Source organism: Embleya sp. NPDC025285, assembly GCF_055558835.1.
Genome location: NZ_JBVHLU010000006.1, coordinates 12758 through 33841 on the forward strand (window position 1 = coordinate 12758; position 21084 = coordinate 33841).

Here is a 21084-nt window from a genome sequence, read left to right on the forward strand (position 1 = left end):
GGCATTGGATGGACATGCGCCAACGCAGCCATCATGCACGTGGCGACAGCTTCTTGACGAGCCGTTCGCCCGGATACGGGCGATCGGGTCGGGTAACGACGCGCCGTTGTTGTTCGGCCACGACGCCGACGCGTTCCGCGCCGCGGAGCGTGCCGGTCCGTCGGCACCGCGGTCCTCGACCAACGCGCGGTGGCACCGGAGCTTCCGGGGCCACCGGGTCGGGTTGCTTCGCAGGATGTGGCATTCGCCTGCGAAGAGGTAACGGGGAGCGGTGCGGCCGGCCATCACGGCGCGTTCGGAGGCTGCCGCCTGCTGGAAAGCGGGCCGAACCCGCCGGCGACCTCGGCGCCGTCCCCGCGTGGCACCCCGTCCCACCGCAAGCGCACTTCCCCGTCATTGTCCCGTGTCGGAAGGTTCGTCAGATGCGCCGCAAGCCCGCCCCCGGCAACAGATCCGGTAGATCCGCCAGATATCGCAGATCCGGCGCCCTCGCGGTGGCCGCCCTGGTGGCGGTCACCACCGCCGGCTACCCAGGCGGCCCCGACGGCGACGACGCCGCCGGTCCCTCGCCGCACACCGCGAACGCCGCGGCCGGCAAGCAGGATCCCAACATCCCGTTCGTGTGCCAGGAGCGGCGTCCGCAACCGGCCGACCCGAACGCCTACGGCATGCAGCTCGACGGCACGTTCCTGGCGCCCGCGGCGACCCCGCTCGACGAGGAGAACCCGCACCCGTTCCCGGGCCGCCGCGCCGAGTACGACGCCAGGCAGTACGTGAAGAACATGAACGTCGAAGCCGCCTACGAGGGCTACGACTTCACCCCGGACTTCTTCCACACGTGGCAGAACATCGTCGACTTCGGCGGGCGCCGGTACATGTTCCAGTACGACCGCTCCGAAGGCCGCGTCTACGACATCACCGACGTCAAGCACGTCACGGTGGTGGAGCGGATGACCCGCGAGGACGTCGGCGGCGACGAACTCAAGGCCAACGGCACATGGGCGGCGGGCGATTATTGGGGCGCGTCCACGATCCAGTGGAACAAACGGCTGAACGCCTACGTGATGGTGCAGTCCTTCGAGGACAAGCGGCAGATCAGCGAGTTGACCGACGAGCCGGGTCACGACAAGTACGGCAACCCCGCCGGTGTCGAGAAGTTGCGCACCAAGCCCGGGCTCAAGGGCTTCAAGGTCTATCGCCTGGACGGGCCCCGGAAGGCCGATTGGCGGCTGATCTCGACCGTCAGCACCGACTCGACCCAACCGGACCCGCTGAACAGCGACCCGACCAGGGCCCAGCAGGGCTCCGGCTCACTGGACGTGCCGTACTGGGACGGCGGCAAGTACATGTTCATCGCCGTCGCGCCGAACGACACCTTCGCCAACACCGAGTACCCGACCAACCTGCACTCGGCGGGCTACCAGTCCTACGACATGTCCGACCCGACCAGGCCGAAGCTCCTGGACACCTGGCACCTGCCCGGCCAGGTCACCGGCGAGGACGACGCGTACGCGAAGAACCCGCGCTGCGGCAACCGAACCAGTTGGCTCGGCGCACGGATGTCGCTGTTCGTGCCCAAGCCGGTCGAGCAGGGCGGCCGGTACGGCTTCGCGGTGCAGGGCGGTCTGGGCATGACCATCCTCGACATCTCGGACCCGGCGCGGATGCGTCAGGTGGGCCACGTGGACCTGCCGCCGTCGGTGGCGGGCACCGAGGGCGACAACATCGACGTGTCGCAGTACGAGAAGACCGGGATGATCTACCTCTCCGGGTACCCGCTGACCGAGGACTGCTACGAGCCGTACAAGCCGATCTACCAGATCGACGCGCGGGACGTGGCCAACCCCCGAATCGTCGGCCAACTACCCCGACCCACGCCGCCGAGGTCGGCCGGGATCACCGACTACTGCCAGCGTCGGGGCAGCTTCGGCCCCAAGCGCACCGGCTACTACACCAACCCGGGCCGGCACGACGACGGCACGCTCGTGTACGGCTTCTACAACGCGGGCGCCCAGGTCTTCGACGTCGGGAACCCGGCCCGGCCGGAGATCGAGGCGTACTTCGTGCCGAAGGCGTTCGGCACCAAGACCAAGGACTGGCCCACCGAGGACGGCACCTTCCCGGAGTGGGCGATGGGCAACCAGACGCACGGCGTCTACGTCGAGTGGGACCGCAACGTGGTGTGGGTGCTGACCAATCACGGCATCTACGCGCTGTCGTCCAAGGACGTGCTGGGCAAGCCGAACCTGGGCAAGCCCAAGGAGCCGTTCCGCAACAGTCAGTCCTGATCTCGTCGCGATCGGGTCGTTGCGATCGCCCAGGCCCGGGGTGCCCCGTCGGGGGTGCTCCGGGCCTCGGCGCGTGGTGACGGCGGGTCAGCCGTCCCTACCGTCCTCTTCCCCGTCCTCGTCCTCCTCTTCGCCGCAGACCGCGTCGAAGAACCGCTCCAGGTCCTCCTCCGTGCGGGCGCGGACCAGGATCATCCCGCCGTCGTAGCGGGCCAGCAGGTCGGGGCCGGCGAACCAGCGCACCCGGTTCCCGGGGTCCTCGCACTCGGGATATCCGGGAAAAGCCAACTCGGTGAGTCCCTCCGGGAGTTGCTCCACTTCCTCGGGGGCGAACTCGATCGCCTCGACGAGTTCGTCGTCGAACAGCAGCACTTCGGACAGCACCGTCTCGATCGCCGCGAGCGAGAACCGGGGCAGCCAGGCCGACCACCGTTCCACGTCGGGCTCGGCCAGGCTGTAGCTCGCGATCACCGCGGGATCGTCGCCGTCCGGCCGTATGCCCCACCACGCGACGCCCTGGTTCTCCTCGCGGAACACCAGCACGCCGTCCTCGATGTAGAGCTTGTCCGGCGGCAGCAGCACATCGTGATTGCTCGTCAGGTCCGCGCGCCGCCCCACCAGTTCGTACAGCTCCCGGAGCGCGGTCGGCAACGGGACGCCCAGTCGCGCGGCGCTCGCGTCCAGTTCCGTCGGGTCGTAGCCGTCCGAGGCGCCGATCGCCCGGGACCGGTCGGCGGCGAACGCGCGGATGAACTCCCAGGCTCCGGCCCGATCCGCGAGCGCGGAGGGCAGTGCCGCGTGGATGTCGAAGGTCATGCCCGGACGCTACCGGGTCACCCGCGAGCCGCCCCGGCCCGCCTCGGCCGGCGCCGGCGCGCGTTCCTTGCGCAGATCCAGGAACGCGACCACGAACGCGGCGAGCACGAACCCGACCGAGACCACCAGCCCGTGACGCAGCGGCCCGGCCCAGTCCTGCCCGTGCACGGCCGCCAGTCGGGAGAAGAAGACCGCCCCCACCGCCGCGATCCCCATCGCCGAGCCGATCCGCTGGCCGGTCTGCAACACCCCGCCCGCCGACCCGCCCTGCGCTGGGGGCACCTCGGCCAGGGTCAGCGTCTGGTTGGGCGAGATCACCATTCCGCTGCCCAGCCCCGCACACACCAGCGGCGCCACCAGCGCCCAGCCGGCCCCCTCCCCGGGCACCTCGTACACCGCCAGGATCGCGCCGCCCAGGCCGACCGCGACCAGCACCAGGCCGCCGGTCACCAGCGCGTGTCCGAAGCGGTTCACCAGGCGTCCGCCGATCGAGGCGCCCACCGCCGAGGCGAGCGCGAACGGGGTGATCGCCACGCCCGCGAGCAGTGCGCTGTAGCCCAGTCCGGACTGGAAGTAGAGGGTGAAGACGAAGAAGATCGAGGTGAATCCGGCGAAGTAGAACAACATCACCAGCAGGCCCAGCGTGTACGAACGCACCTTGAACAGCGCCAGGTCGACCACCGGCTTGCGACCGTGTCGGCCCTGGCGGATCTCCCACAGCACGAAGAGACCGAAGAACGCCGCCGCGACCGGCACCAGCAGCCACTTCGCGGGCCCCTTCCACTGGCGTTCCTCGACCAGCGGAAGCAGCAGCGACACCACGCCGGAGCCGAGCAGGAGCACGCCGATCGGGTCGAGTTCGCGCAGACAGGCCCGATGCGCGTGGTCGGGCCCCGGCAGCAGGCGCCAGGCCAACACGAACGCGACGATGCCGATCGGGAGGTTGACGTAGAACACCCATCGCCAGCCCTCTTCGGCGCCGAACGCCTTGATGATCAGGCCGCCGAGCAGCGGGCCGACGGCCGTGGAGATGCCGATCACCGTGCCGAACATGCCGAACGCGCGGCCGCGTTCGCGGCCGGAGAACATCTGCTGGATCAGCGCGGACACCTGCGGTGTGAGAATGCCGCCGGCGATGCCCTGGAGCAGTCGGGCCAGGACCAGCCACTGCGAGGTCTGCGCCGCGCCGCACAGCGCGCTGGCGCCGGTGAACAGCGCCAGGCCGGTCATGAACATCATCCGGCGACCGCGCGCGTCGCCGATCCGCCCGGCCGGTACCAGGGCGAGTCCGAAGGTCAGCGCGTAGCCGGACAGCACCCACTGGATCTCGCTCTCGCTCGCGCCGAGGCCCTCGCGGATGGACGGCAGCGCGACGTTGACGATCGACACGTCCAGCAGGGTGATGAACCCCGCGATCAGACAGACCGCGAGCGCCTGCCACCGATGCGGATCGGGCTCGTCGCGCTCGGTCACCGTCCCACACCCCTCCTCCGCAGCCACCGCGATGGTGGCCATCCGAAGGACGGTGCCCACATTCCCCACCCGCAAGGCCGCCGCCCGGGTGACCCGTCGATCCCGGGCGGTCCGCTCGCCTGCCGCCGCCCGGCGGTCGACCGTACGCGGGCCCTCCCGCCCGCGCCCGATCCGGGTCAATACACGAGCGTCACCGCGACCGGAAGGTGATCGGACGCCGTCGACGGCGGCGCGTCGACGGCCGCGACCCGCAACCGCGGGTCCACCAGGACCTGGTCGATCTCCTGCTTCGGCTCATCCGCCGGATAGGTCCGCAACGGCCGCACCCGGCCCAGGCCGTCCACGAGTCCGCGCCCGGTGAACGCCCGCATCTGGGGGCTGTCGATCGTCGCGTTCATGTCGCCGAGCACCACCACCGGCGCCGACGCCCCCAACCGCACGGCGAACGCCGCGGCCCGCTCCGCCTGCTCCTGCGGGACCTTGTCGTCGGCGTCCTGGAGATGAGTGGACACGACGCCGACGAGCTTCCCGGGCGCCGCCTCGATCACCACGCCCAACGCCTGCGCACCGGTCGGCGCACCACCGGCGGGCAACTTGATCGACTCCAGGTGCCGGATCGGCTTGCGGGTCAGCACCGCGTCGCCCCACTGCGGGTCGGCCGCCGGCGCGAACCGGTAGGGCAGGTCGAGCCGGCGCGCGAGCAGGGTCAGCACGTCGTGGCCGCCGTTGAGGAACCAGGCCCGGTCCACCTCGTTGAGCACCAGCACATCCGGCTTCAACGCCCGGATCGTGTCCGCCGTGCGATCCGGGTCGAACCGCCCGTCGACGCCGTACCCCATGCGGATGTTGTACGTGACCACCCGCATCGTCCCCGCCGCCACGTCCGGCTCCGGCGCCGACCCGGCACCCGGGCGCAGCCCGAACGCGGCGAGGGCGATCAGTACGGGGAAGACGGTCGCCAGCGCGAGTGGCGCGTGCACGCGCTCGGCCAGGGACGGCGGCGGCGGGAGTTCCCGACCCCGATCCGCCTTGCGTCCGGCGGGACCGCCGACGGCGGGTGCTCCCGGTCGGCTGCCCGCACGACCGGTGGCGGGCTTTGCGCCGGGCCGGTGGCCGGGTCGCTGCGCGGGCCGGCCGGCGCGGGTTCGGCCGCCGAGCGGGACGTCGGACCGGGCGCCGCCGTGCCCGCCGCCGTGCCCGCCGCCGTGCGCCACGGTCCGGCCCCGACCACGCACCGGCGCCCGGGCGGGCACGGGCGCGGCCTCCGGCTCGGGCTCGGGCGCGGTGGGTGTGCGCCGGTCCCGTACCGCCGCGAGGCCGGCGGGCACCGCGAGCGCGAGCACCCCCAGGAGCAGCACCCGCCCGCGAGCCAGTACGCCGATCTCGATGTCGTAGCGGGCATAGTGCAGGAAGGTCAGCGCGAAGAAGCCGACCATGCTCCAGGCCGGCGCCCAGCGCACCGCGGGCCGCGTCCGCGCGGCGGCGTCGCCCAGGACCAGACCCAGGCCGAGCACGCCCAGCGCCTGCCAACCGGCCGCGCCGGTGGGGGCCAGGCCGACGACGCCGTCGTGCGCGCTCGTCTCCAGGTAGCCCGCGCCGACCACGCCGGCGATCAGCAGCGCCAGACCCACTGGCAGCACCCACACCCCGCGCAGCCGGGACACCGGCACCGCGAGCGCCCATGCGGCCACCAACACCGGTACGCCCCATCGTGGTTCACCGGCGGCGGCATGTGCGACACCGACGTTGCCGAACAACACGCCGGTGAGGAACAGCGCGGGACCGAACACGGCCCACAACACCGGCCCGGGCGCGGGTACGGCCGGGGCCTGGATCCACACCTGCGCGGCGACGAACACCACGGCGAGCGTGCCCAGTACGGCCCAGCCGCGCCAGACCTCCAGCCACATCGGGTCGAGGGTGCCGAGCCCGGCGTGCAGCGCGACCGCCGCCGCCAGGCCGGCCGGCACGCCCACGCTCGCGTCCCAGCCGGTGTGCGCGACCGCGATCAGCCAGCACAGCGCGGCGACCAGCGCCAGGCACGCGAGGTAGAGCTGCGCGTCGCCGCCGTCGGTGAACTGCAGCCACAGCCGCAGCATCACCATGGCCACGCCGGCCAGGACCGCGACCGGTCGTCCGCCGACCCGACGGCACAGCGGCACCACCGCGAAGGCGACCGCGAACCACGCGATCGCGAACAGGCCCAGTTGTTCGGCGGGAGTGGCCCCGGCGTCGCCGTACACGGTGATCAGCGAGGGCAACCACACCCGCAGGATGTCGACCAGAAAGACGATCCCCAGAGCGATCACGATCACAGGCACGCGTAACCCCCGTCTCGATGGCGGGGTCAGCATAGAGCGGCGAAACACCGTTCGGGAGGCCACTTCCGGCGATGGATCAGCCGGTCCTCACCCGGGCAAGCAGCGCCCGGGCCATCGACCGCTCCACGGGCCGGGGCGGTCAGGCGCGTGGGGGAACCGCGTGGGTGAGTGTGGTCAAGGCCGCGGAGATGCCCGCGCGTACCTCGGGGTCGGCGATCAGGCCGTCCGGGCCCACCGCGTCGCGGGCCACGCCGACGCGTACGCAGGCCGATTCGACGACGTCGGCTCCGGTGTAGCCGAGCACGACGCGCAGCGACTCGTGTGCCTTGGCCGCGCCGTTCGGGTTGGTGGACGCGTTGATCCAGGCGACCGGCTTGTCGCTGGTCTCCACGCCGCCGACGGTCCAATCCAGCAGGTTCTTGAACGAGCCGGGCAGCGCACCGGCGTATTCGGGGGTGGAGAACAGCACCGCGTCGGCGGCGTCGATCGCGGTCCGCAACTCGACCACGGCGGGCGGCAACGGTTCGCGGTCCTCGTCCGGGTTGAAGTGCGGCAGCGCGTGCAACTGGTCGAAGACGATGGTCTCGACCCCCTCCGGCGCGACCGCCCGCGCGGTCCGCACCAGCGCGGAATTGGTGGACTGCGCCCGCAACGACCCACTGATCAAGAGCACCCGACGATTGGCTGTCATGGCCGGTCAAGGTAGCACCGCACGGGTACTAGTCTCACCTCATGCATACGCCGGTCGAGAAGGTCGCCGAGGCGCTGCGCGCGCTCGGCGGCACGGGAGAGATTCGGGAATTCGCCGAGACGGTGCCGACCGCGGCGGCCGCCGCCGAGGTACTGGGCTGCGACGTGGGCGCGATCGCGAACAGCCTGGTGTTCTCCGCCGACGGCCAACCGCTGCTGGTGGTCACCAGTGGGGCGCACCGGGTGGACACCCGGGTCGTCTCCCGCCTGCTCGGCATCCGCAAAATGCGCCGGGCCGACCCGGAGTTCGTGCTCTCGGCCACCGGCCAGGAGGTCGGCGGCGTGGCCCCGGTCGGCCACCCGTTCCGGATCCGCACCCTGGTCGACACCTGGCTGGACAAGCACGAGGTGGTCTGGGCCGGGGCCGGCGACCACAACCACATGTACCCGACCACGTACGCCGAATTGTTGCGGATGACGGGTGGTACGGCCGCGGACGTGGAGGCGTAGCGATTCAGCGGCCGGTCCACTCGGGTGCCCGCTTGCCCAGGAACGCGGCGACGCCTTCCTTCATGTCCTCGGACGCGGTGATGCTCGCGAACCCCTCCGCGGTGCTGCTCCACCCCAGCTCGTCGTCGGCCGCGACCACGTCCTCGACCGCCTTCAGGCTCGCGCGCACCGCGACCGGGCCGTTCGCGCAGATCCGCTCGGCCGACTCGAGGGCGCCCGCCAGCGCCTCGCCCGGCTCGGTCACCCGGTTGACCACGCCCGCCTGGTACAGCCGTTCGGCGGGCAACGGGTCGCCGACCAGGAGCATTTCCTTGGCCAGATTCAGCGGCAGCGCCCGGGGGGCCCGGAACGTGCCGCCGCAGATCGCCATCAGTCCGCGCTTGACCTCGGGCAGTCCGAACCGCGCCGTGCTCGATGCCACCACCAGGTCGCACGCGAGCACGATCTCGAAGCCGCCGCCCAGCGCGAACCCCTCCACTGCGGCGATCAACGGCTTGCTCCGCCGCCTGCGGATCACCCCGTACTCGCCGCCGCGTTCACCCTTGGGGCTCAGCCCGGCGGCCAGATCGGTGCCGGCCGAGAAGACCGTCGGGGTGCCGGTCAATACCCCGATCCACAGCTCCGGATCGTCTTCGAGGAGGTTGAGCGCCGCGTCGATCCCGTCGGCCACCCGCTGATCGATGGCGTTGCGCTTGGCCTCCCGCCGGATCGAGACGACCAGCACCCGTCCGCGCCGCTCGGTGGTCACCGTCATGGCAGGCTCCTTCACGATCGATCGACTCTCGCCTCCGGATGATCTCTAGCCCAGGTCGACAACCATCACAAGAGCGACCGCGCCCGCGCGGGACCGATCGGGCCCGGTCACGCCGGCCTGCGCACGATCGTCTCCCAGTGGGTCCAGATGCCCGCCGGCGGGTCGCGGCGTTCGGTGTGTTCCGCGCGCAGCGGCAGTACCGGTTCGAAGTCGCGGAGCAGGGACTCCAGTTCGAGTCGGCCGTAGTAGTGCACGACGAGGCCGGCCTTGAAGCCCTCCAGGTAGCGGAAGGTTCTGCCGCCGTCCTTCGTGACGTCCAGCACCTCGTGTGCCTCGACCGCCTCGGTCTCGGCGGAGGCGGTCCGCAGCGCGAGCAGGCCGCCGGGGGCGACCCGGGCCAGCGAGCCGCGCAGCAGTTCGCGGGCGGCGTCGCGGGTGCCGTGCTGGTGCACCTGGATGCCGATCACCAGGTCGTAGCGTCGACCCGGCGGCAGATCCTCCTGGGTGCCGTGCACCAGGGTCGACTCCGGGGCGCGGGCGGCCAGTTGCTCCAGTGCCAGGCGGGAGGGGTCGACGCCGACCAGGCCCAGGCCCGCCTCGGTCAACGGGATCAGGTTGCGTCCGTTGCCGCAGCCGATCTCGACGCCCGAGGTGCCCGGCGCGGCCACCGCTAGGATGCGGTCCACGAACGGATCGGGTCCGGCGTCGGCGTACATCCCGTCCGCGTAGGCGTTGTCCCAGAAGTCCACGGCGAGCCGATTCGCGTCCATGGGATCGAGCCTGACAGATCGAACCCGGCGATCGGGCGACGACAAACCGGCCACGTTCGCACCGACCGGGTGGATGTACGACCGCCTCGAAGGCCGCTCGCGCCCACCCGCTTCGCGCCCCACTCGCATCCGCACACCCACCCGCCACCTCGGCCCCAGGCTCGCGAGTTCGCGCGGCCGGCCGAATTTCCCGCCCGGCACGACGCGTGGCGGGACCTCGGGTGCCGGGCCTCTTGCCGTGGGGTATCCCCATGCAGTACAGCTCGATATGTCGGTCGTGCGTTGGCTTTCTGCCACCTCGCCAGACGCGAGATGGCCGACCGGAAAGCCGATGGGTGATCTTTTCGACCACCACGGGGAGGGCATGGATGCCGACGAGCCAGGATCCGATGATTTTGCGTCGGCGCTTACGCGACAAGCTGCGGCGACTTCGCGAAGCGGCCGGATTGACCCAACGCGATGTGGCGACCCGTCTGGAATGGTCGCTTTCGAAAGTGATCCGCATCGAATCCGGCGGCGTGGGGGTGACCGTCACCGATCTGCGGGCGCTGATCCAGCAGTACGGCATCACCGACCGCACCCGGGTGGACGAACTCCTGGCCCTGGCCAGAGGCGCACGGCGACGCACCCCGTGGAGTGCGTATCGCACGATCGTCTCCCCGGCCCTGCTCACCTTCCTGGGCTATGAGTCCTCGGCCACGCTGATCCGCAACTTCGAACCGCTGCGCATCCCCGGCCTGTTGCAGACCGAGGGGTACGCGCGGGCGATCCTGGAACACCTCAGCCCGGGCCGGCACGTCGACGAGCAGGTTCGGCTGCGCCTGGACCGGCAGCGGATCCTGCAGAACGGCGAGGACGAGCCGCTGTTGAACTTCGTGATCGACGAAGGTGTGCTGTATCGCCCGGTCGGCGGGGTTTCCGCGATGTGCGAGCAGTTGCGCCATCTGCTGACGGTCCGGGAATACCCTCGGGTCTTCGTACGGATCGCGCCGCTGAGCGCCGGACTGAATTCGATCGTGAATCTCGGCTACACGATCTTCGAGTTCCGCGATCCCGAGGACGGTCTGGTGCTCTCCGTCGAGGGTCCCGAGGAAAAGCATCTGACCATTCGGGAGAATTCGGAGGTCGAGGCGCCGTTGAATTACCTGGAGGATTTCTGGCGACTCGAACAGATCGCCCATCTCGATCAGGCGGAGGAGTTGATTCGACGAGCGCTCGACCATCTCTCCGCGGGTTCTACCGGGATACCCGGGCCGCACCCGTCAGCGTCGTGAACAGCCGCCACTGGGCTCCGGCGAATCGCAGCCGAGGACCGATTGCCGACTGCTTCGAGTCGCGCACGAGTACACCGTCGAGGACCGCGACCTCGAGACAGTTGCCTCCGCCGCTCTTCGAACTCTTGCGCCATGCGGGAGCGTCGGCCTGAGCTCGCATTTGTCACCCATCCTCAAAAGCCGGCGGCGACCGTCGAGGCATCTCTCCCGCCCGCCTCGCGGAGCAGGGGCATCGACGTGTGCCGTGATCACGGCACGTACCCTCGCGGCTTGCCGAGAGGTAGTCAAGTCGGCACGTCAAGGCACTCCCCCGAATGTACGAACACGTTCGATCGAGCCCTCCGGCCGACCTTTTGCGGCCATCCCCGGGCTGCGGTCGACTGCTCGCGATCAGGCCAACTCGCCGATGAACGAACCCAGTTGGGTCAGATTGCGACACTCGATCATGGAAATCCGCCGACCGTACACGCTCGCGATCGAGTCGCCGGTGTCCCAGTCGCGCTCCGGTTCCGGGTTGAGCCACCACGCGTGCCGGGCCGGCGCCACCATGGCCTCGATGGCGGCCAGGGCCGGGTCCTGATAGTTGTTCCGCGCGTCGCCCAGGATCAGCAGCGAGGTCTTCGGCCCGATCACGTCGCCGTAGCGCTCCACGAAGACTCGGAACGCGTGTCCGTAGTCGCTGTGTCCGCTCAGCCGCACCAGATTCGCCTCGGCGGTCAGTCGGCGCATCGCCTCCGTGACGTCCCCGCCCGGTCGCTCGAAGAACCGGGTCACCTCGTCCACCGTGTCGATGAACGCGAACGCCCTTACCCGGGCGAACTGTTCACGCAGCGCGTAGGCGAGCATCAGGGTGAAATGGGCGAACGAGGCGACCGACTCACTCGCGTCGCACAACACCACCAGTTCGGGCTTGTGCGGCCGGCGCGGCCGGTGGTGGGTGGTCAGCGGCACGCCGCCGGTGGACAACGACGCGCGCACCGTGCGGCGGAAGTCGAGACGGCCGTGCCGGCCCGCCCGTTGACGGATCGTCAGCCGGGTGGCCAGGCGCTGCGCGAGCGGTTGGATCTCCCGGCGCAGCGCGATCAGGTCGGTCCGGCTCGCGCGCAGGATGTCGAGGTTCTCCACCGCCGGCTTGACCGCGGTCTCGGCGACCCGGTCGACACCGCGTTCCTCGGCGAGTCGACGGCGTACGTCGGCGAGGACGTGCCCGTTCAGCCGGTCCATCCGGGTCTGGATCATCCGTCGCGCGTTGCGTTCGGCCACCCCGCCCGGGAGTTCGCCACCCAGCACCGCGCGCAGCAGGCCCGCCATCAGCGTTCGCGGGTCCAGGGCGCGACCGACCATGTTCGCGGACCACGAGGGCCCCGAGGACCCGTCGAAGGCGCCGAACCGCCCGACCGCCTCGCGCGCCAACCGGCGCAGCGCGATGTCGTCCTCGCCGAGCAGGAGTTCGCGCAGCCGGTCGCGGAAGACCTCGGCGTCGGCGACGTCCGGATCTGCCCCGCCCCGCGCCGCGCCGGCCGGTTCCTCGGGCGCCGCGTCCATCGGATCGACCTCGGTCGTCGCCGCCGTGCCCACCGGGAACCACAGTTCGAACAGCGTGTCGAAGACGTCCCGGTGGGTGTGCCGCTTGACCAGCGACGCGGCGTAGGCGGCCCGCAGTGTCTCCCGGTCTCCGAGGTCGAGCACGGTCAACGCGCGGGCGGCGTCCAGCCCTTCGGCCAGTGACACCGGCAATCCGCCGTGCCGCAGTGCCCGGACGAATCCGGTGTGACGGTCCAGGAGGGACATCGGCGATCAGCCGCCGATGCCGGGCAGGCCGAGTTCCTTCGCGGCCCGCGTGTGGTCGGAGGAGTGCTTGAGCACGACGCCGAGCGTGCGCGCGATCGCCTCCTCGTCCAGCACGTCGGCCTCCAGCGCGATCAACGTCCGTGCCCAGTCCAGGGTTTCGGCGATGGACGGCGCCTTCTTGAGTTCCAACGCGCGCAGCGACGCGACGGTGCGGACCACCTGTTCGGCGAGTTGCGCGCGGATGCCGGGCACCCGGGTGAGCACGATGTCCCGCTCGCGCTCCGGCGTCGGGTAGTCGATGTACAGGTACAGGCAGCGCCGCTTGAGCGCCTCGCTCAGCTCGCGCGTCGCGTTCGAGGTGAGCACCACGAACGGGCGCCGTGAGGCGGTGATCGTGCCCAGCTCGGGAATGGTGACCTGGAAGTCGGAGAGCACTTCCAGCAACAGCCCCTCGACCTCGACGTCCGCCTTGTCCGTCTCGTCGATCAGCAGCACGGTCGGCTCGTCCCGACGGATCGCCGTCAGCAGCGGCCGGGCCAGCAGGAACTCCTCGGCGAAGATCCCGGCGCGCGCCTCGTCCCACCCGTCCACGCCCGCCTGGATGCGCAGCAGTTGTTTGCGGTAGTCCCACTCGTACAGCGCCCGGGACTCGTCCAGGCCCTCGTAGCACTGCAACCGGATCAGCTCGGCGGAGCCGGCCGCGGCGACCGCCTTGGCCAGCTCGGTCTTGCCGACCCCCGCCGGCCCCTCGATCAGCAGCGGCTTGCCGAGCGCGTCGGCCAGGAAGACGGCGGTCGCGATGCCGGGGTCGGTCAGGTAGTCGACGGCGCCGAGCCGACTGCGGGCGTCCTCGGGCGAGGCGAACATCGTCATGGTGGTGCACTCCTCGCGGTCCGCGGCCTGCCGATGCGCCGGATCCGGCCGGCTGCCCTCTCAAGCTACAAGAGGCCCTCCGCGCCGACGCAACGGCGTGGCCGTACCGCCCGAATCGCCACCCGATGCACCTGACAGACCGTCACATGCCCGACCCCCGACGCCGAACGGCCGACATGTGGGGAGTTCTCCGCTCTTCCCGGGTCGGCTCCACCGGGCAGGCCGGACCCGGCGGGCGGGCGCCGTCCGCGTCCTCCACCGAGGCGCCCGTCGCACCGCGTGCCGGTTCCGGCGACGACGCCCCACCGCTGCCCCGGTCGTCCCGGCGACACCACCGCTTCCTCCCGCACCCGCGGTCCCGCAGCCGATCGCCCCGCCGCTGGTAAAACCCCGGCAAGATGAGGGGTTTCCACCCTCCGGCAACCGGTGGCCCGCTGCTAGCTTCCGGACCGTGGCGACCTTTGTGATGCATGGCACGCGAGTTCTCGCGGTGGGCATGAGCGGAGAGGCGGTCAAGGCCCGGAACGGGACGATGATCGCCTATGACGGACGGATGACCTTCAAACGACTGTCGGGTGGGGGCGAGGGCCTGCGCGGCATGGTGACCCGTCGTCTCACCGGTGAGGGCATGACCCTCATGGAGGTGAGCGGTGAGGGCACCTGTTGGTTCGCCGACCGGGCCACCGAGATCAATCTCGTCCAGCTGACCGGCGAGACACTGCACGTCGAGTCGAGCAACCTGCTCGCCGTCGACCAGAGTCTGCGCACCGGCACCGAGTTCACCGGTCTCAGCGGCGCGACCAGCGGCCAGGGTCTGTTCACCACGACCGTGTCCGGTCAGGGCACGGTCGCGGTCACCTCCGACGGGCCGGCCATCGTACTGCGGGTGTCGCAGAGCGAACCGCTGTCGGTGGACCCGGGGGCGTATGTCGCGCACACCGGGCAACTCCGCAAGGAGTTCGTCAAGGACGTCAACTGGCGCACCTTCATCGGCGAGGGATCCGGCGAGAGCGTGCAGCTGCGCTTCCAGGGCGAGGGGCTGGTCTACGTACAGCCCACCGAGCGGCAGACCATCGGGGGCCAGACGTGACGTTCGACCAGGTCAACTCCAAGATGATCGAGGCCACCGTACGTCCGGGGCAGACGCTGTACTGCCTGCGCGGCGCGATGTTGGCCTACCGGGGCGAGGTCTCCTTCACCCCGACCACCACCGGAGCCCAAGGCGTCGGCGGGATGATCGGGCGGCGGCTGGCGGGCGAGTCGGTACCGCTGATGAAGGCCGAGGGCGACGGCACGGTGATGTTCGGCCACGCGGGCCGGCACGTGCACCTGATCCAGATCACCGGGGACACCCTGCATGTGGAGGCGGACCGGCTGCTCGTGTTCGAGGACTCGTTGCAGCAGGGCACGATGTTCATGGGTTCGCAGGGCGGCGTGCGCGGCATGATCCGCGGCCAGGTGACCGGCCAGGGGCTGTTCACCACGACGCTGACCGGCCACGGCTGGTGCGGGGTGCTCGCGCACGGCGGCGTGATCGAGTTGCCGGTCCAGCCGGGCCGCTCGATCCACGTCGACCCGCAGGCATATGTGGCACATCGCGGCCGAATCGACAACCGGATCGGTGCCAACGTGGGTTGGCGCGACGTGATCGGACGCGGTTCCGGCGAGGCGTTCCAATTGGAACTGTCGGGCACGGGCACGGTCTACGTCCAGGCGAGCGAGGAGAAGTTGTGACCGCCCTCGGTTCCGGCCCCGCGGTGTTCGACGCACGAACGCTGCCGGAGGACGACAACGTCAATCCGTACGCCTTCTGCGTGGCACTCGACGGCGAGTGGTTCGTGCAGAAGGGCAAGATGATCGCCTATTACGGGCGGATCAAGTTCGAGGCGCTGGGCGTCGGCGCGCTCGACCGGTTGGTCACCGCGAACTTCAACTCGCCGCTGTACATCCAGGACTGGATCGTCGCGCAGGGCAAGGGCCGGTTGTTGCTCGCCGACCGCGGCTTCGACGTCAACTCGTACGACCTGGAACTGGGCAACCTGACCATCCGGGCGGCCAACCTGCTCGCGTTCCAGCCCGGCCTGGACCTGAAGCAGTCGATCGTGCCGGGGTTCGTCACCCTGATCGGCACCGGCAAGTTCGTGGCCGCCTCCAACGGCGCGGTGCACTTCGTCGAGCCGCCGATCCGGGTGGACCCCGAGGCACTGCTCGGCTGGGCGGACTGCCCGACGCCGTGCCACCACTTCGACACCAAGTACATGCGCGGCGCGCTGGGCATGGCGCGGCGGTTGACCGGTCTGGGCGGCGCGTCCGGCGAGGAGCACCAGTACGACTTCGTCGGTAGCGGAACGGTGCTGATGCAGTCCTCGGAGATCTCCATCGACCCGAATCTGATCCCGACCCAGGCCGCGGCGGCCAACCAGCCCGCCGGGCAGCAGGGCACGCCGGGGATTCCCGGGCTGCCCAACCTGCCGGGACGGCTGGGGCGCCTGTTGCAATGAGTCCGGCGCGGCGGGAACCGGCGACGGGGCCGCGCCGTTGAGCAGGGGAGGCCCTTTACTGGGGACGGTGAAGGGCCTCGCCAACGCTTCGGGCACGATCGCGCGCCATCGGGGCCGCGCGCCGGGACGCGGTGTGCGGGGTCGTGCGGAAGCGCACTCGGGCCGCGGGCACGCGTCACCGGGGGCCGCGCGGGCGGATGCGGTGTGCGGCACGCTCAGAGCTGATCGGCCAGGTCGCTGGCCGCCGCCACCTCGCGCAGCAGTTGGACCAGTACGCCGACCCCCTCGTGGTCCGCGTCGGCCCGCCAGAAGGCGGTCACCGCGACGTCCGGCGCCCCCGTCAGCGGGACCTGGACGACCCCGCGCACGGGACGCTGCCGGGCCCACCCGCGCGGCGACAGGCCCACCCCCTGGCGATCCACCACGCGCGCGATCACGTCGTCCACGCTGCCGTACGCCTCGACGATCTCGGTCGCCCCCGACCGCCGCAGCGCCTCGGTGACGCGGGTGAACAGCCGGGGGTGCGGTTGCCGCGGCCACACCACGACCGGCTCGCCGCTGCCGACCAACTCGGTCAGGTTCACCGACGACCGCCCGGCGAGCGCGTGTTCCTGCGGGAGCAGCGCGACGAAGGCGAACGTACCGACCCGCGCGGACTCGAAGCCCGGGCCCAGGTCCGGCAGCCAGCCCAGCCCCGCGTCCAGGACACCCTCGCGCACGTCGGCCACCTGACGGGCGGTCGGCTCGCTGGTCCACTGCACGCGCAGCGCCGGGTGGCGGATGTGCAGCGCGGAGATCGCGGCGGACACGAGTGATGGGCCCAGGCCCGAGGTATATCCCACGCGCACCTGATCGGCGTCCCAACTGGCCCGCCGACGCACCTCGGCGCACGCGTCGTCGAGCACCCGCAACGACTCGTCGAGCCGACTGCGGAACACCTCGCCCAGCGGCGTGAGCGCCACCGGCAGCGAGGATCGGTCCACCAGTCGGGTGCCCAGTTGCTGCTCCAGACGGCGCACCGCCTTGCTGACCATCGGTTGGGACAGGTACAGCCGTGCCGCGGCCCGGCCGAAGTGCCGTTCCTCGGCGACGGCCAGGAAACATCTCAGGTCGCGCAGTTCCATGGATACCCACCTATGCCGTGTCGGCATAACGTTAGCAAGAACAGGGGCTTGGCTGACGACCCGTCAGCAGGTTTCCTGGAGAGCGCAGGGTCCACGCGCAGCAAGCGGGGCCACCGCCGCCACCGAGGCCCACCGCACGTGCACCTAGGAGCAGGTCATGACGCTTGAGATCCCGCGCATCATCTCCGTGGACGACCACGTGGTCGAGCCCCCGGACCTGTGGACCTCGCGGCTGCCCGCCAAGTACAAGGACCGGGGCCCGCGCGTGGTGCGCGACAAGGCGAAGTTCAACTTCATCGGCGGCGTGTTCTCCTACGAGCGCGGTGTCGAGGACGGCGAGTGGTGCGACTGGTGGCTGTACGACGACCTGGTCTACCCGTTCCCCAAGCTCTCGGCCGCGGTCGGCTTCGACACCCTGGACGTGACGCCGGTCACCTTCGACGACATTCGGCCGGGCGCGTGGATCCAGTCCGAGCGGCTCAAGGACATGGACGCGAACCACGTGGACGCGTCGCTGTGCTTCCCGAACATCCTGCCGCGCTTTTGCGGCCAGGCGTTCTACGAGCGCGAGGACAAGGAACTCGCGCTGCTGTGCGTGCAGGCCTACAACGACTGGATGATCGACGAGTGGTGCGCGGGTGACGGCAAGGGCCGCCTGCTGCCGATGACGATCATCCCGCTGTGGGACGCGAACCTGGCCGCCGCGGAGGTGCGGCGGTGCGCGGCGAAGGGCTCGTTCGCGGTCGCCTTCTCGGAGAACCCGGTTCCGCTGGGACTGCCGTCGGTGCACGACAAGGACCGCTTCTGGGACCCGTTCTTCCGGGCGTGCGAGGAGACGAACACCATCGTCTGCATGCACATCGGGTCGTCCTCGAAGATGCCGTCCACGTCGCCGGACGCGCCGTTCATCGTCTCCTCGGTGCTGACCTTCCAAAACGCCATGGGCTCGATGGTCGACTACATCTTCTCCGGTGTCTTCGACCGCTTCCCGAAGATGAAGATCGCCTACGCCGAGGGCCAGGTCGGCTGGATGCCGTACGTGATGGAGCGCGCGGACAAGCTTTGGGAGGAGCGCGACGACAACGCGTTCGGCTCGTCGCTGACCCAGAAGCCCAGCTCGTACATCCAGGACCGGATCTACGGCTGCATCTTCGACGACGAGATCGGCCTGCGGAACCGCGACGTGATCGGCATCGACCAGATCTGCTTCGAGGTCGACTACCCGCACGCCGACTCGACCTTCCCGAACACCCACAAGGTCGCCTTCGACATCGCCACGAAGGCGGGTCTGACCCAGGCCGAGTGCGACAAGCTCTTCCGCACCAACGCGATCAAGGCCTTCGGCCTGGAGCGCTTCGGCATCACGAAGTAGCCCACCGCCCAACCCCCGCCGGCCGCACCCCACTCCCCCGGGGCGCGGCCGGCGGCTTCGTTCGTGCGGCGCCCTCGCCGTGGCAACGGCCGCCGCCCGAAGCGAAATCGACGGCGGCCGCCCCAGGGACCGAAGCACTTTCGGGTGGACTACTTGCGGGTGCCGCTCATGTCGGCGTTGCCGGCGGCCTTGGCGACCAGGTCCGGGATCACCTCGGTGAGTTCGGCGGGCGTCCAGCGGGCGCCCTTGTCGATCGTGGGCCCGTTGGACCAGCCCTCGGCGACGCTGATCGAGCTGCCGGTGACGGAGAAGACCCGGCCGGTGACGCCGGCCGAGGCGGGGCTGCCGAGCCAGACCACCAGCGGGGCGATGTGCTCGGGAGCGAGTTGTTCGGCGAGCTTCGCGGCGGCGTCCTCGTCGGCGAAACCGGCCAGGTCCTCGGTCAGCCGGGTGAGCGCGGTGGGGGCGATCGCGTTGACCGTGACGCCGTAGCGGCCCAGTTCCTGCGCCGCGATGATGGTGAAGCCCGCGATACCGGCCTTGGCGGCGCCGTAGTTGGTCTGGCCGACGTTGCCGAAGATGCCGGACGGTGAACTGGTGTTGATGATCCGGGCGTCGACGTGCTCGCCCGCCTTGGCCAGCCCCCGCCAGTACGCCGCCGCGTGGTGCGCGGGCGCGAAGGTGCCCTTGAGGTGGACTCTGATCACCGCGTCCCACTCCGCCTCGGACATGTTGGTCAGCATCCGGTCGCGCAGGATGCCCGCGTTGTTGACCAGGACGTCGAGCCGGCCATAGGTCTCGGTCGCCTGCCCGATCAGCGCCTCGGCACCGGCGAAGTCGGAGATGTCGTCGGTGTTGGCCACCGCCTCGCCGCCCGCCGCGACGATCTCCGCCACCACGGCCTGCGCCGGACCCGCCGACGCGCCCGTGCCGTCGCGCGCGCCGCCGAGGTCGTTCACCACGACCTTGGCACCCTCGGCCGCGAACGCCAGCGCGTGCGCCCGCCCGATGCCGTTGCCCGCACCCGTCACGACGACGACGCGTCCCTCGCAGATCCCGCTCATGTGACCCCTCCGATGCTTGTCGACCGCTTCCGACGACCGCTACGGAGGTCACAGTATGTTGAGACCGTTGCCGCGTACATCCTTTGTCGGACCACGCGGTCGAACGACGCGCGCACGGCGCGCGGGTCGCGAAAGGAGCTGCCCCATGGGGAACCTGCCGACCGGACCGGACGAGGTTCCGCCCGGCCTCGCGGAGCTCTACCGGGACCTGCACGCGCACCCCGAACTCTCCTTCCACGAACACCGCACCGCGAACGTGATCGCCGAACGGCTCGACACGGCCTGGACGGTCACCCGGGGCGTCGGCGGCACCGGTGTGGTCGCGGTGCTGCGCAACGGGGACGGACCCACGGTGTGGATGCGCGCGGACATGGACGCGCTGCCGGTCCGCGAGGCAACCGGGCTCGACTACGCGTCGACGGTCACCACCGCGGACGGCGTACCGGTGATGCACGCGTGCGGGCACGACGTCCACGTGACCTGCCTGCTGGGTGCGTGCCAGGTGCTCGCGACCCACCTCGACACGTGGCACGGGACGGTGGTCGCGCTGTTCCAACCGGCCGAGGAGATCGGTCGGGGCGCGCGGGCGATGCTCGACGACGGGCTCCTGGAGCGTTTCCCCCGTCCGGACGTGGTGCTCGGTCAGCACGTGGCCCCCGGGCCGGCCGGGATGCTCGCGCACTGCCCGGGCACGATGCTGGCCGCCGCCGACTCGCTCACCATCCGGCTGCACGGCCGGGGCGGACACGGGTCGCAGCCCGAACACGCGGTGGACCCGGTGGTGATGGCCGCGTCGTTGGTGATGCGGTTGCAGACGGTGGTCTCCCGGACGGTGGGTCCGATGGAGCAGGCCGTGGTCACGGTGGGCCGGTTGCAGGCCGGCACGAAGGACAACATCATCCCGGCCGAGGCCGAACTGGGCGTCAACGTACGCAGCTTCGACGAGGGTGTGCGGGCCCGGGTGTTGGCCGCGATCGAGCGGTTGACGGTTGCCGAGGCGCAGGGGGCGGGCGCGCCGAGGGACCCGGAGATCGAGACGATCCACAACTTCCCGGTCACCGTCAACGACGTGACCGAGACCGAGCGGGTCCGGGCCGCGCACGCGGCGGCGTTGGGCGAGGAGCGGGTCCGGATCATGGGCCCGGCGTCCGCGAGCGAGGACTTCGGCCTGTTCGCGACCGAGGCCGGCGTGCCGTCGGTGTTCTGGATGTTCGGCGGCGACGACCCGGCCGACTTCGGTCCGGACGGTCCGAGCCGACCGGTGGTGGCCAACCACTCGCCGTACTTCGCGCCGGTGATCGAGCCGACCATCGAGACCGGCGTACGCGCGCTCCTGATCGCGGCGGGCGCCTGGCTCGGGTAGCGGCCCTCGACGACGGCCGCCGAGACGGGACCGGCCGCCGGAGGTAGGAACGGCCCCCGATCTCCTCGGAGATCGGGGGCCGTTCGGGGGTCGGATGGGT

General features: G+C 70.7%; 19 protein-coding genes. 8 read left to right on the forward strand and 11 right to left on the reverse strand.

Going from position 1 to position 21084, the window contains the following annotated elements; genetic code table 11:
- Window positions 1-422: 422 nt before the first annotated feature.
- Window positions 423-2288 carry an LVIVD repeat-containing protein gene (locus ACZ4FV_RS05745; RefSeq protein ID WP_465321946.1) on the forward strand — a complete coding sequence of 622 codons (1866 nt, stop codon included), beginning with the start codon at window positions 423-425 and terminating at the stop codon, window positions 2286-2288.
- Window positions 2289-2375: 87 nt separating this feature from the next.
- Here ACZ4FV_RS05745 and ACZ4FV_RS05750 read toward each other — a convergent pair whose 3' ends face one another.
- The 4 genes from ACZ4FV_RS05750 to ACZ4FV_RS05765 all read right to left on the reverse strand — a co-directional run bounded on the left by ACZ4FV_RS05750 (window position 2376) and on the right by ACZ4FV_RS05765 (window position 7589).
- Window positions 2376-3104: an SMI1/KNR4 family protein gene (locus ACZ4FV_RS05750; RefSeq protein ID WP_395868909.1), complete on the reverse strand. Its 729-nt coding sequence runs from the start codon at window positions 3102-3104 to the stop codon at window positions 2376-2378.
- Between the two features lie 9 nt (window positions 3105-3113).
- Window positions 3114-4619: an MFS transporter gene (locus ACZ4FV_RS05755; protein WP_395868911.1), complete on the reverse strand. Its 1506-nt coding sequence runs from the start codon at window positions 4617-4619 to the stop codon at window positions 3114-3116.
- Between the two features lie 134 nt (window positions 4620-4753).
- On the reverse strand, window positions 4754-6898 hold the full coding sequence (locus ACZ4FV_RS05760) for an endonuclease/exonuclease/phosphatase family protein (protein WP_465321947.1): 2145 nt from the start codon (window positions 6896-6898) through the stop codon (window positions 4754-4756).
- Window positions 6899-7037: 139 nt separating this feature from the next.
- Window positions 7038-7589: an NADPH-dependent FMN reductase gene (locus tag ACZ4FV_RS05765; protein WP_402239887.1), complete on the reverse strand. Its 552-nt coding sequence runs from the start codon at window positions 7587-7589 to the stop codon at window positions 7038-7040.
- A 41-nt stretch (window positions 7590-7630) separates the two neighbouring features.
- Between ACZ4FV_RS05765 and ACZ4FV_RS05770 the strand changes: the two genes are divergently transcribed.
- The gene (locus ACZ4FV_RS05770) at window positions 7631-8098 is read left to right on the forward strand and encodes a YbaK/EbsC family protein (protein WP_402239889.1); all 468 of its coding nucleotides are present in this window, start codon (window positions 7631-7633) and stop codon (window positions 8096-8098) included.
- 4 nt (window positions 8099-8102) lie between these two features.
- Here the strand turns inward: ACZ4FV_RS05770 and ACZ4FV_RS05775 are convergent, their stop codons facing one another.
- Entirely contained in the window at window positions 8103-8852 is a 750-nt protein-coding gene (locus tag ACZ4FV_RS05775) for an enoyl-CoA hydratase-related protein (RefSeq protein WP_465321949.1), read from the reverse strand.
- A gap of 107 nt (window positions 8853-8959) precedes the next feature.
- Window positions 8960-9622: a class I SAM-dependent methyltransferase gene (locus tag ACZ4FV_RS05780; RefSeq protein WP_465321950.1), complete on the reverse strand. Its 663-nt coding sequence runs from the start codon at window positions 9620-9622 to the stop codon at window positions 8960-8962.
- Window positions 9623-9873: 251 nt separating this feature from the next.
- Here ACZ4FV_RS05780 and ACZ4FV_RS05785 point away from each other — a divergent pair, with 251 nt between their 5' ends.
- Window positions 9874-10896, forward strand: a complete 1023-nt coding sequence (locus tag ACZ4FV_RS05785) for a helix-turn-helix domain-containing protein (protein WP_395868923.1) — start codon at window positions 9874-9876, stop codon at window positions 10894-10896.
- Here the strand turns inward: ACZ4FV_RS05785 and ACZ4FV_RS05790 are convergent.
- From ACZ4FV_RS05790 to ACZ4FV_RS05800, 3 genes are all read right to left on the reverse strand, one after another.
- The gene (locus tag ACZ4FV_RS05790; protein WP_395868925.1) at window positions 10859-11056 is read right to left on the reverse strand and encodes a DUF397 domain-containing protein; all 198 of its coding nucleotides are present in this window, start codon (window positions 11054-11056) and stop codon (window positions 10859-10861) included. The two genes, ACZ4FV_RS05785 and ACZ4FV_RS05790, sit on opposite strands and share 38 nt — an antisense overlap.
- 230 nt (window positions 11057-11286) lie before the next feature.
- Entirely contained in the window at window positions 11287-12687 is a 1401-nt protein-coding gene (locus ACZ4FV_RS05795; RefSeq protein ID WP_402239895.1) for a vWA domain-containing protein, read from the reverse strand.
- Window positions 12688-12693: 6 nt separating this feature from the next.
- Window positions 12694-13554, reverse strand: coding sequence for an AAA family ATPase (locus ACZ4FV_RS05800; RefSeq protein WP_395869246.1), 861 nt, complete (start codon window positions 13552-13554; stop codon window positions 12694-12696).
- Window positions 13555-14026: 472 nt separating this feature from the next.
- Between ACZ4FV_RS05800 and ACZ4FV_RS05805 the strand changes: the two genes are divergently transcribed.
- The 3 genes from ACZ4FV_RS05805 to ACZ4FV_RS05815 are packed head-to-tail and all read left to right on the forward strand — an operon-like array spanning window position 14027 to window position 16061.
- A complete protein-coding gene (locus ACZ4FV_RS05805) occupies window positions 14027-14650 on the forward strand; it encodes an AIM24 family protein (RefSeq protein WP_395869248.1) in 624 nt (207 codons plus the stop codon).
- A gap of 23 nt (window positions 14651-14673) precedes the next feature.
- Window positions 14674-15294, forward strand: coding sequence for an AIM24 family protein (locus tag ACZ4FV_RS05810; RefSeq protein WP_402239970.1), 621 nt, complete (start codon window positions 14674-14676; stop codon window positions 15292-15294).
- A complete protein-coding gene (locus tag ACZ4FV_RS05815) occupies window positions 15291-16061 on the forward strand; it encodes an AIM24 family protein (RefSeq protein WP_395868929.1) in 771 nt (256 codons plus the stop codon). Before ACZ4FV_RS05810 ends, ACZ4FV_RS05815 begins: the two co-directional genes overlap by 4 nt.
- Window positions 16062-16276: 215 nt before the next feature.
- Here the strand turns inward: ACZ4FV_RS05815 and ACZ4FV_RS05820 are convergent, their stop codons facing one another.
- Window positions 16277-17185, reverse strand: coding sequence for a LysR family transcriptional regulator (locus tag ACZ4FV_RS05820; protein ID WP_395868931.1), 909 nt, complete (start codon window positions 17183-17185; stop codon window positions 16277-16279).
- Between the two features lie 157 nt (window positions 17186-17342).
- Here ACZ4FV_RS05820 and ACZ4FV_RS05825 point away from each other — a divergent pair, with 157 nt between their 5' ends.
- Window positions 17343-18557 carry an amidohydrolase family protein gene (locus tag ACZ4FV_RS05825; protein WP_020551241.1) on the forward strand — a complete coding sequence of 405 codons (1215 nt, stop codon included), beginning with the start codon at window positions 17343-17345 and terminating at the stop codon, window positions 18555-18557.
- A 149-nt stretch (window positions 18558-18706) separates the two neighbouring features.
- On the opposite strand, the gene ACZ4FV_RS05830 is transcribed toward ACZ4FV_RS05825, so the two are convergent.
- The gene (locus ACZ4FV_RS05830) at window positions 18707-19621 is read right to left on the reverse strand and encodes an SDR family oxidoreductase (RefSeq protein ID WP_395868933.1); all 915 of its coding nucleotides are present in this window, start codon (window positions 19619-19621) and stop codon (window positions 18707-18709) included.
- A gap of 145 nt (window positions 19622-19766) precedes the next feature.
- Between ACZ4FV_RS05830 and ACZ4FV_RS05835 the strand changes: the two genes are divergently transcribed.
- Window positions 19767-20984 (forward strand): amidohydrolase, encoded by a 1218-nt coding sequence (locus ACZ4FV_RS05835; RefSeq protein ID WP_395868935.1) that lies wholly within the window; start codon window positions 19767-19769, stop codon window positions 20982-20984.
- The last annotated feature ends 100 nt before the right edge of the window (window positions 20985-21084 follow it).

Excerpts from the sequence above, each read along its gene's own strand:
- ACZ4FV_RS05790 (WP_395868925.1), bottom strand. The coding sequence starts at position 11,056 with ATGCGAGCTCAGGCCGACGCTCCCGCATGGCGCAAGAGTTCGAAGAGC.
- ACZ4FV_RS05780 (WP_465321950.1), bottom strand. The coding sequence starts at position 9,622 with ATGGACGCGAATCGGCTCGCCGTGGACTTCTGGGACAACGCCTACGCG.
- ACZ4FV_RS05810 (WP_402239970.1), top strand. The coding sequence starts at position 14,674 with ATGATCGAGGCCACCGTACGTCCGGGGCAGACGCTGTACTGCCTGCGC.
- ACZ4FV_RS05835 (WP_395868935.1), top strand. The coding sequence starts at position 19,767 with ATGGGGAACCTGCCGACCGGACCGGACGAGGTTCCGCCCGGCCTCGCG.
- ACZ4FV_RS05770 (WP_402239889.1), top strand. The coding sequence starts at position 7,631 with ATGCATACGCCGGTCGAGAAGGTCGCCGAGGCGCTGCGCGCGCTCGGC.
- ACZ4FV_RS05765 (WP_402239887.1), bottom strand. The coding sequence starts at position 7,589 with ATGACAGCCAATCGTCGGGTGCTCTTGATCAGTGGGTCGTTGCGGGCG.
- ACZ4FV_RS05805 (WP_395869248.1), top strand. The coding sequence starts at position 14,027 with ATGCATGGCACGCGAGTTCTCGCGGTGGGCATGAGCGGAGAGGCGGTC.
- ACZ4FV_RS05755 (WP_395868911.1), bottom strand. The coding sequence starts at position 4,619 with ATGGCCACCATCGCGGTGGCTGCGGAGGAGGGGTGTGGGACGGTGACC.
- ACZ4FV_RS05830 (WP_395868933.1), bottom strand. The coding sequence starts at position 19,621 with ATGAGCGGGATCTGCGAGGGACGCGTCGTCGTCGTGACGGGTGCGGGC.
- ACZ4FV_RS05820 (WP_395868931.1), bottom strand. The coding sequence starts at position 17,185 with ATGGAACTGCGCGACCTGAGATGTTTCCTGGCCGTCGCCGAGGAACGG.
- ACZ4FV_RS05825 (WP_020551241.1), top strand. The coding sequence starts at position 17,343 with ATGACGCTTGAGATCCCGCGCATCATCTCCGTGGACGACCACGTGGTC.
- ACZ4FV_RS05775 (WP_465321949.1), bottom strand. The coding sequence starts at position 8,852 with ATGACGGTGACCACCGAGCGGCGCGGACGGGTGCTGGTCGTCTCGATC.
- ACZ4FV_RS05800 (WP_395869246.1), bottom strand. The coding sequence starts at position 13,554 with ATGTTCGCCTCGCCCGAGGACGCCCGCAGTCGGCTCGGCGCCGTCGAC.
- ACZ4FV_RS05785 (WP_395868923.1), top strand. The coding sequence starts at position 9,874 with ATGCAGTACAGCTCGATATGTCGGTCGTGCGTTGGCTTTCTGCCACCT.
- ACZ4FV_RS05750 (WP_395868909.1), bottom strand. The coding sequence starts at position 3,104 with ATGACCTTCGACATCCACGCGGCACTGCCCTCCGCGCTCGCGGATCGG.
- ACZ4FV_RS05745 (WP_465321946.1), top strand. The coding sequence starts at position 423 with ATGCGCCGCAAGCCCGCCCCCGGCAACAGATCCGGTAGATCCGCCAGA.
- ACZ4FV_RS05795 (WP_402239895.1), bottom strand. The coding sequence starts at position 12,687 with ATGTCCCTCCTGGACCGTCACACCGGATTCGTCCGGGCACTGCGGCAC.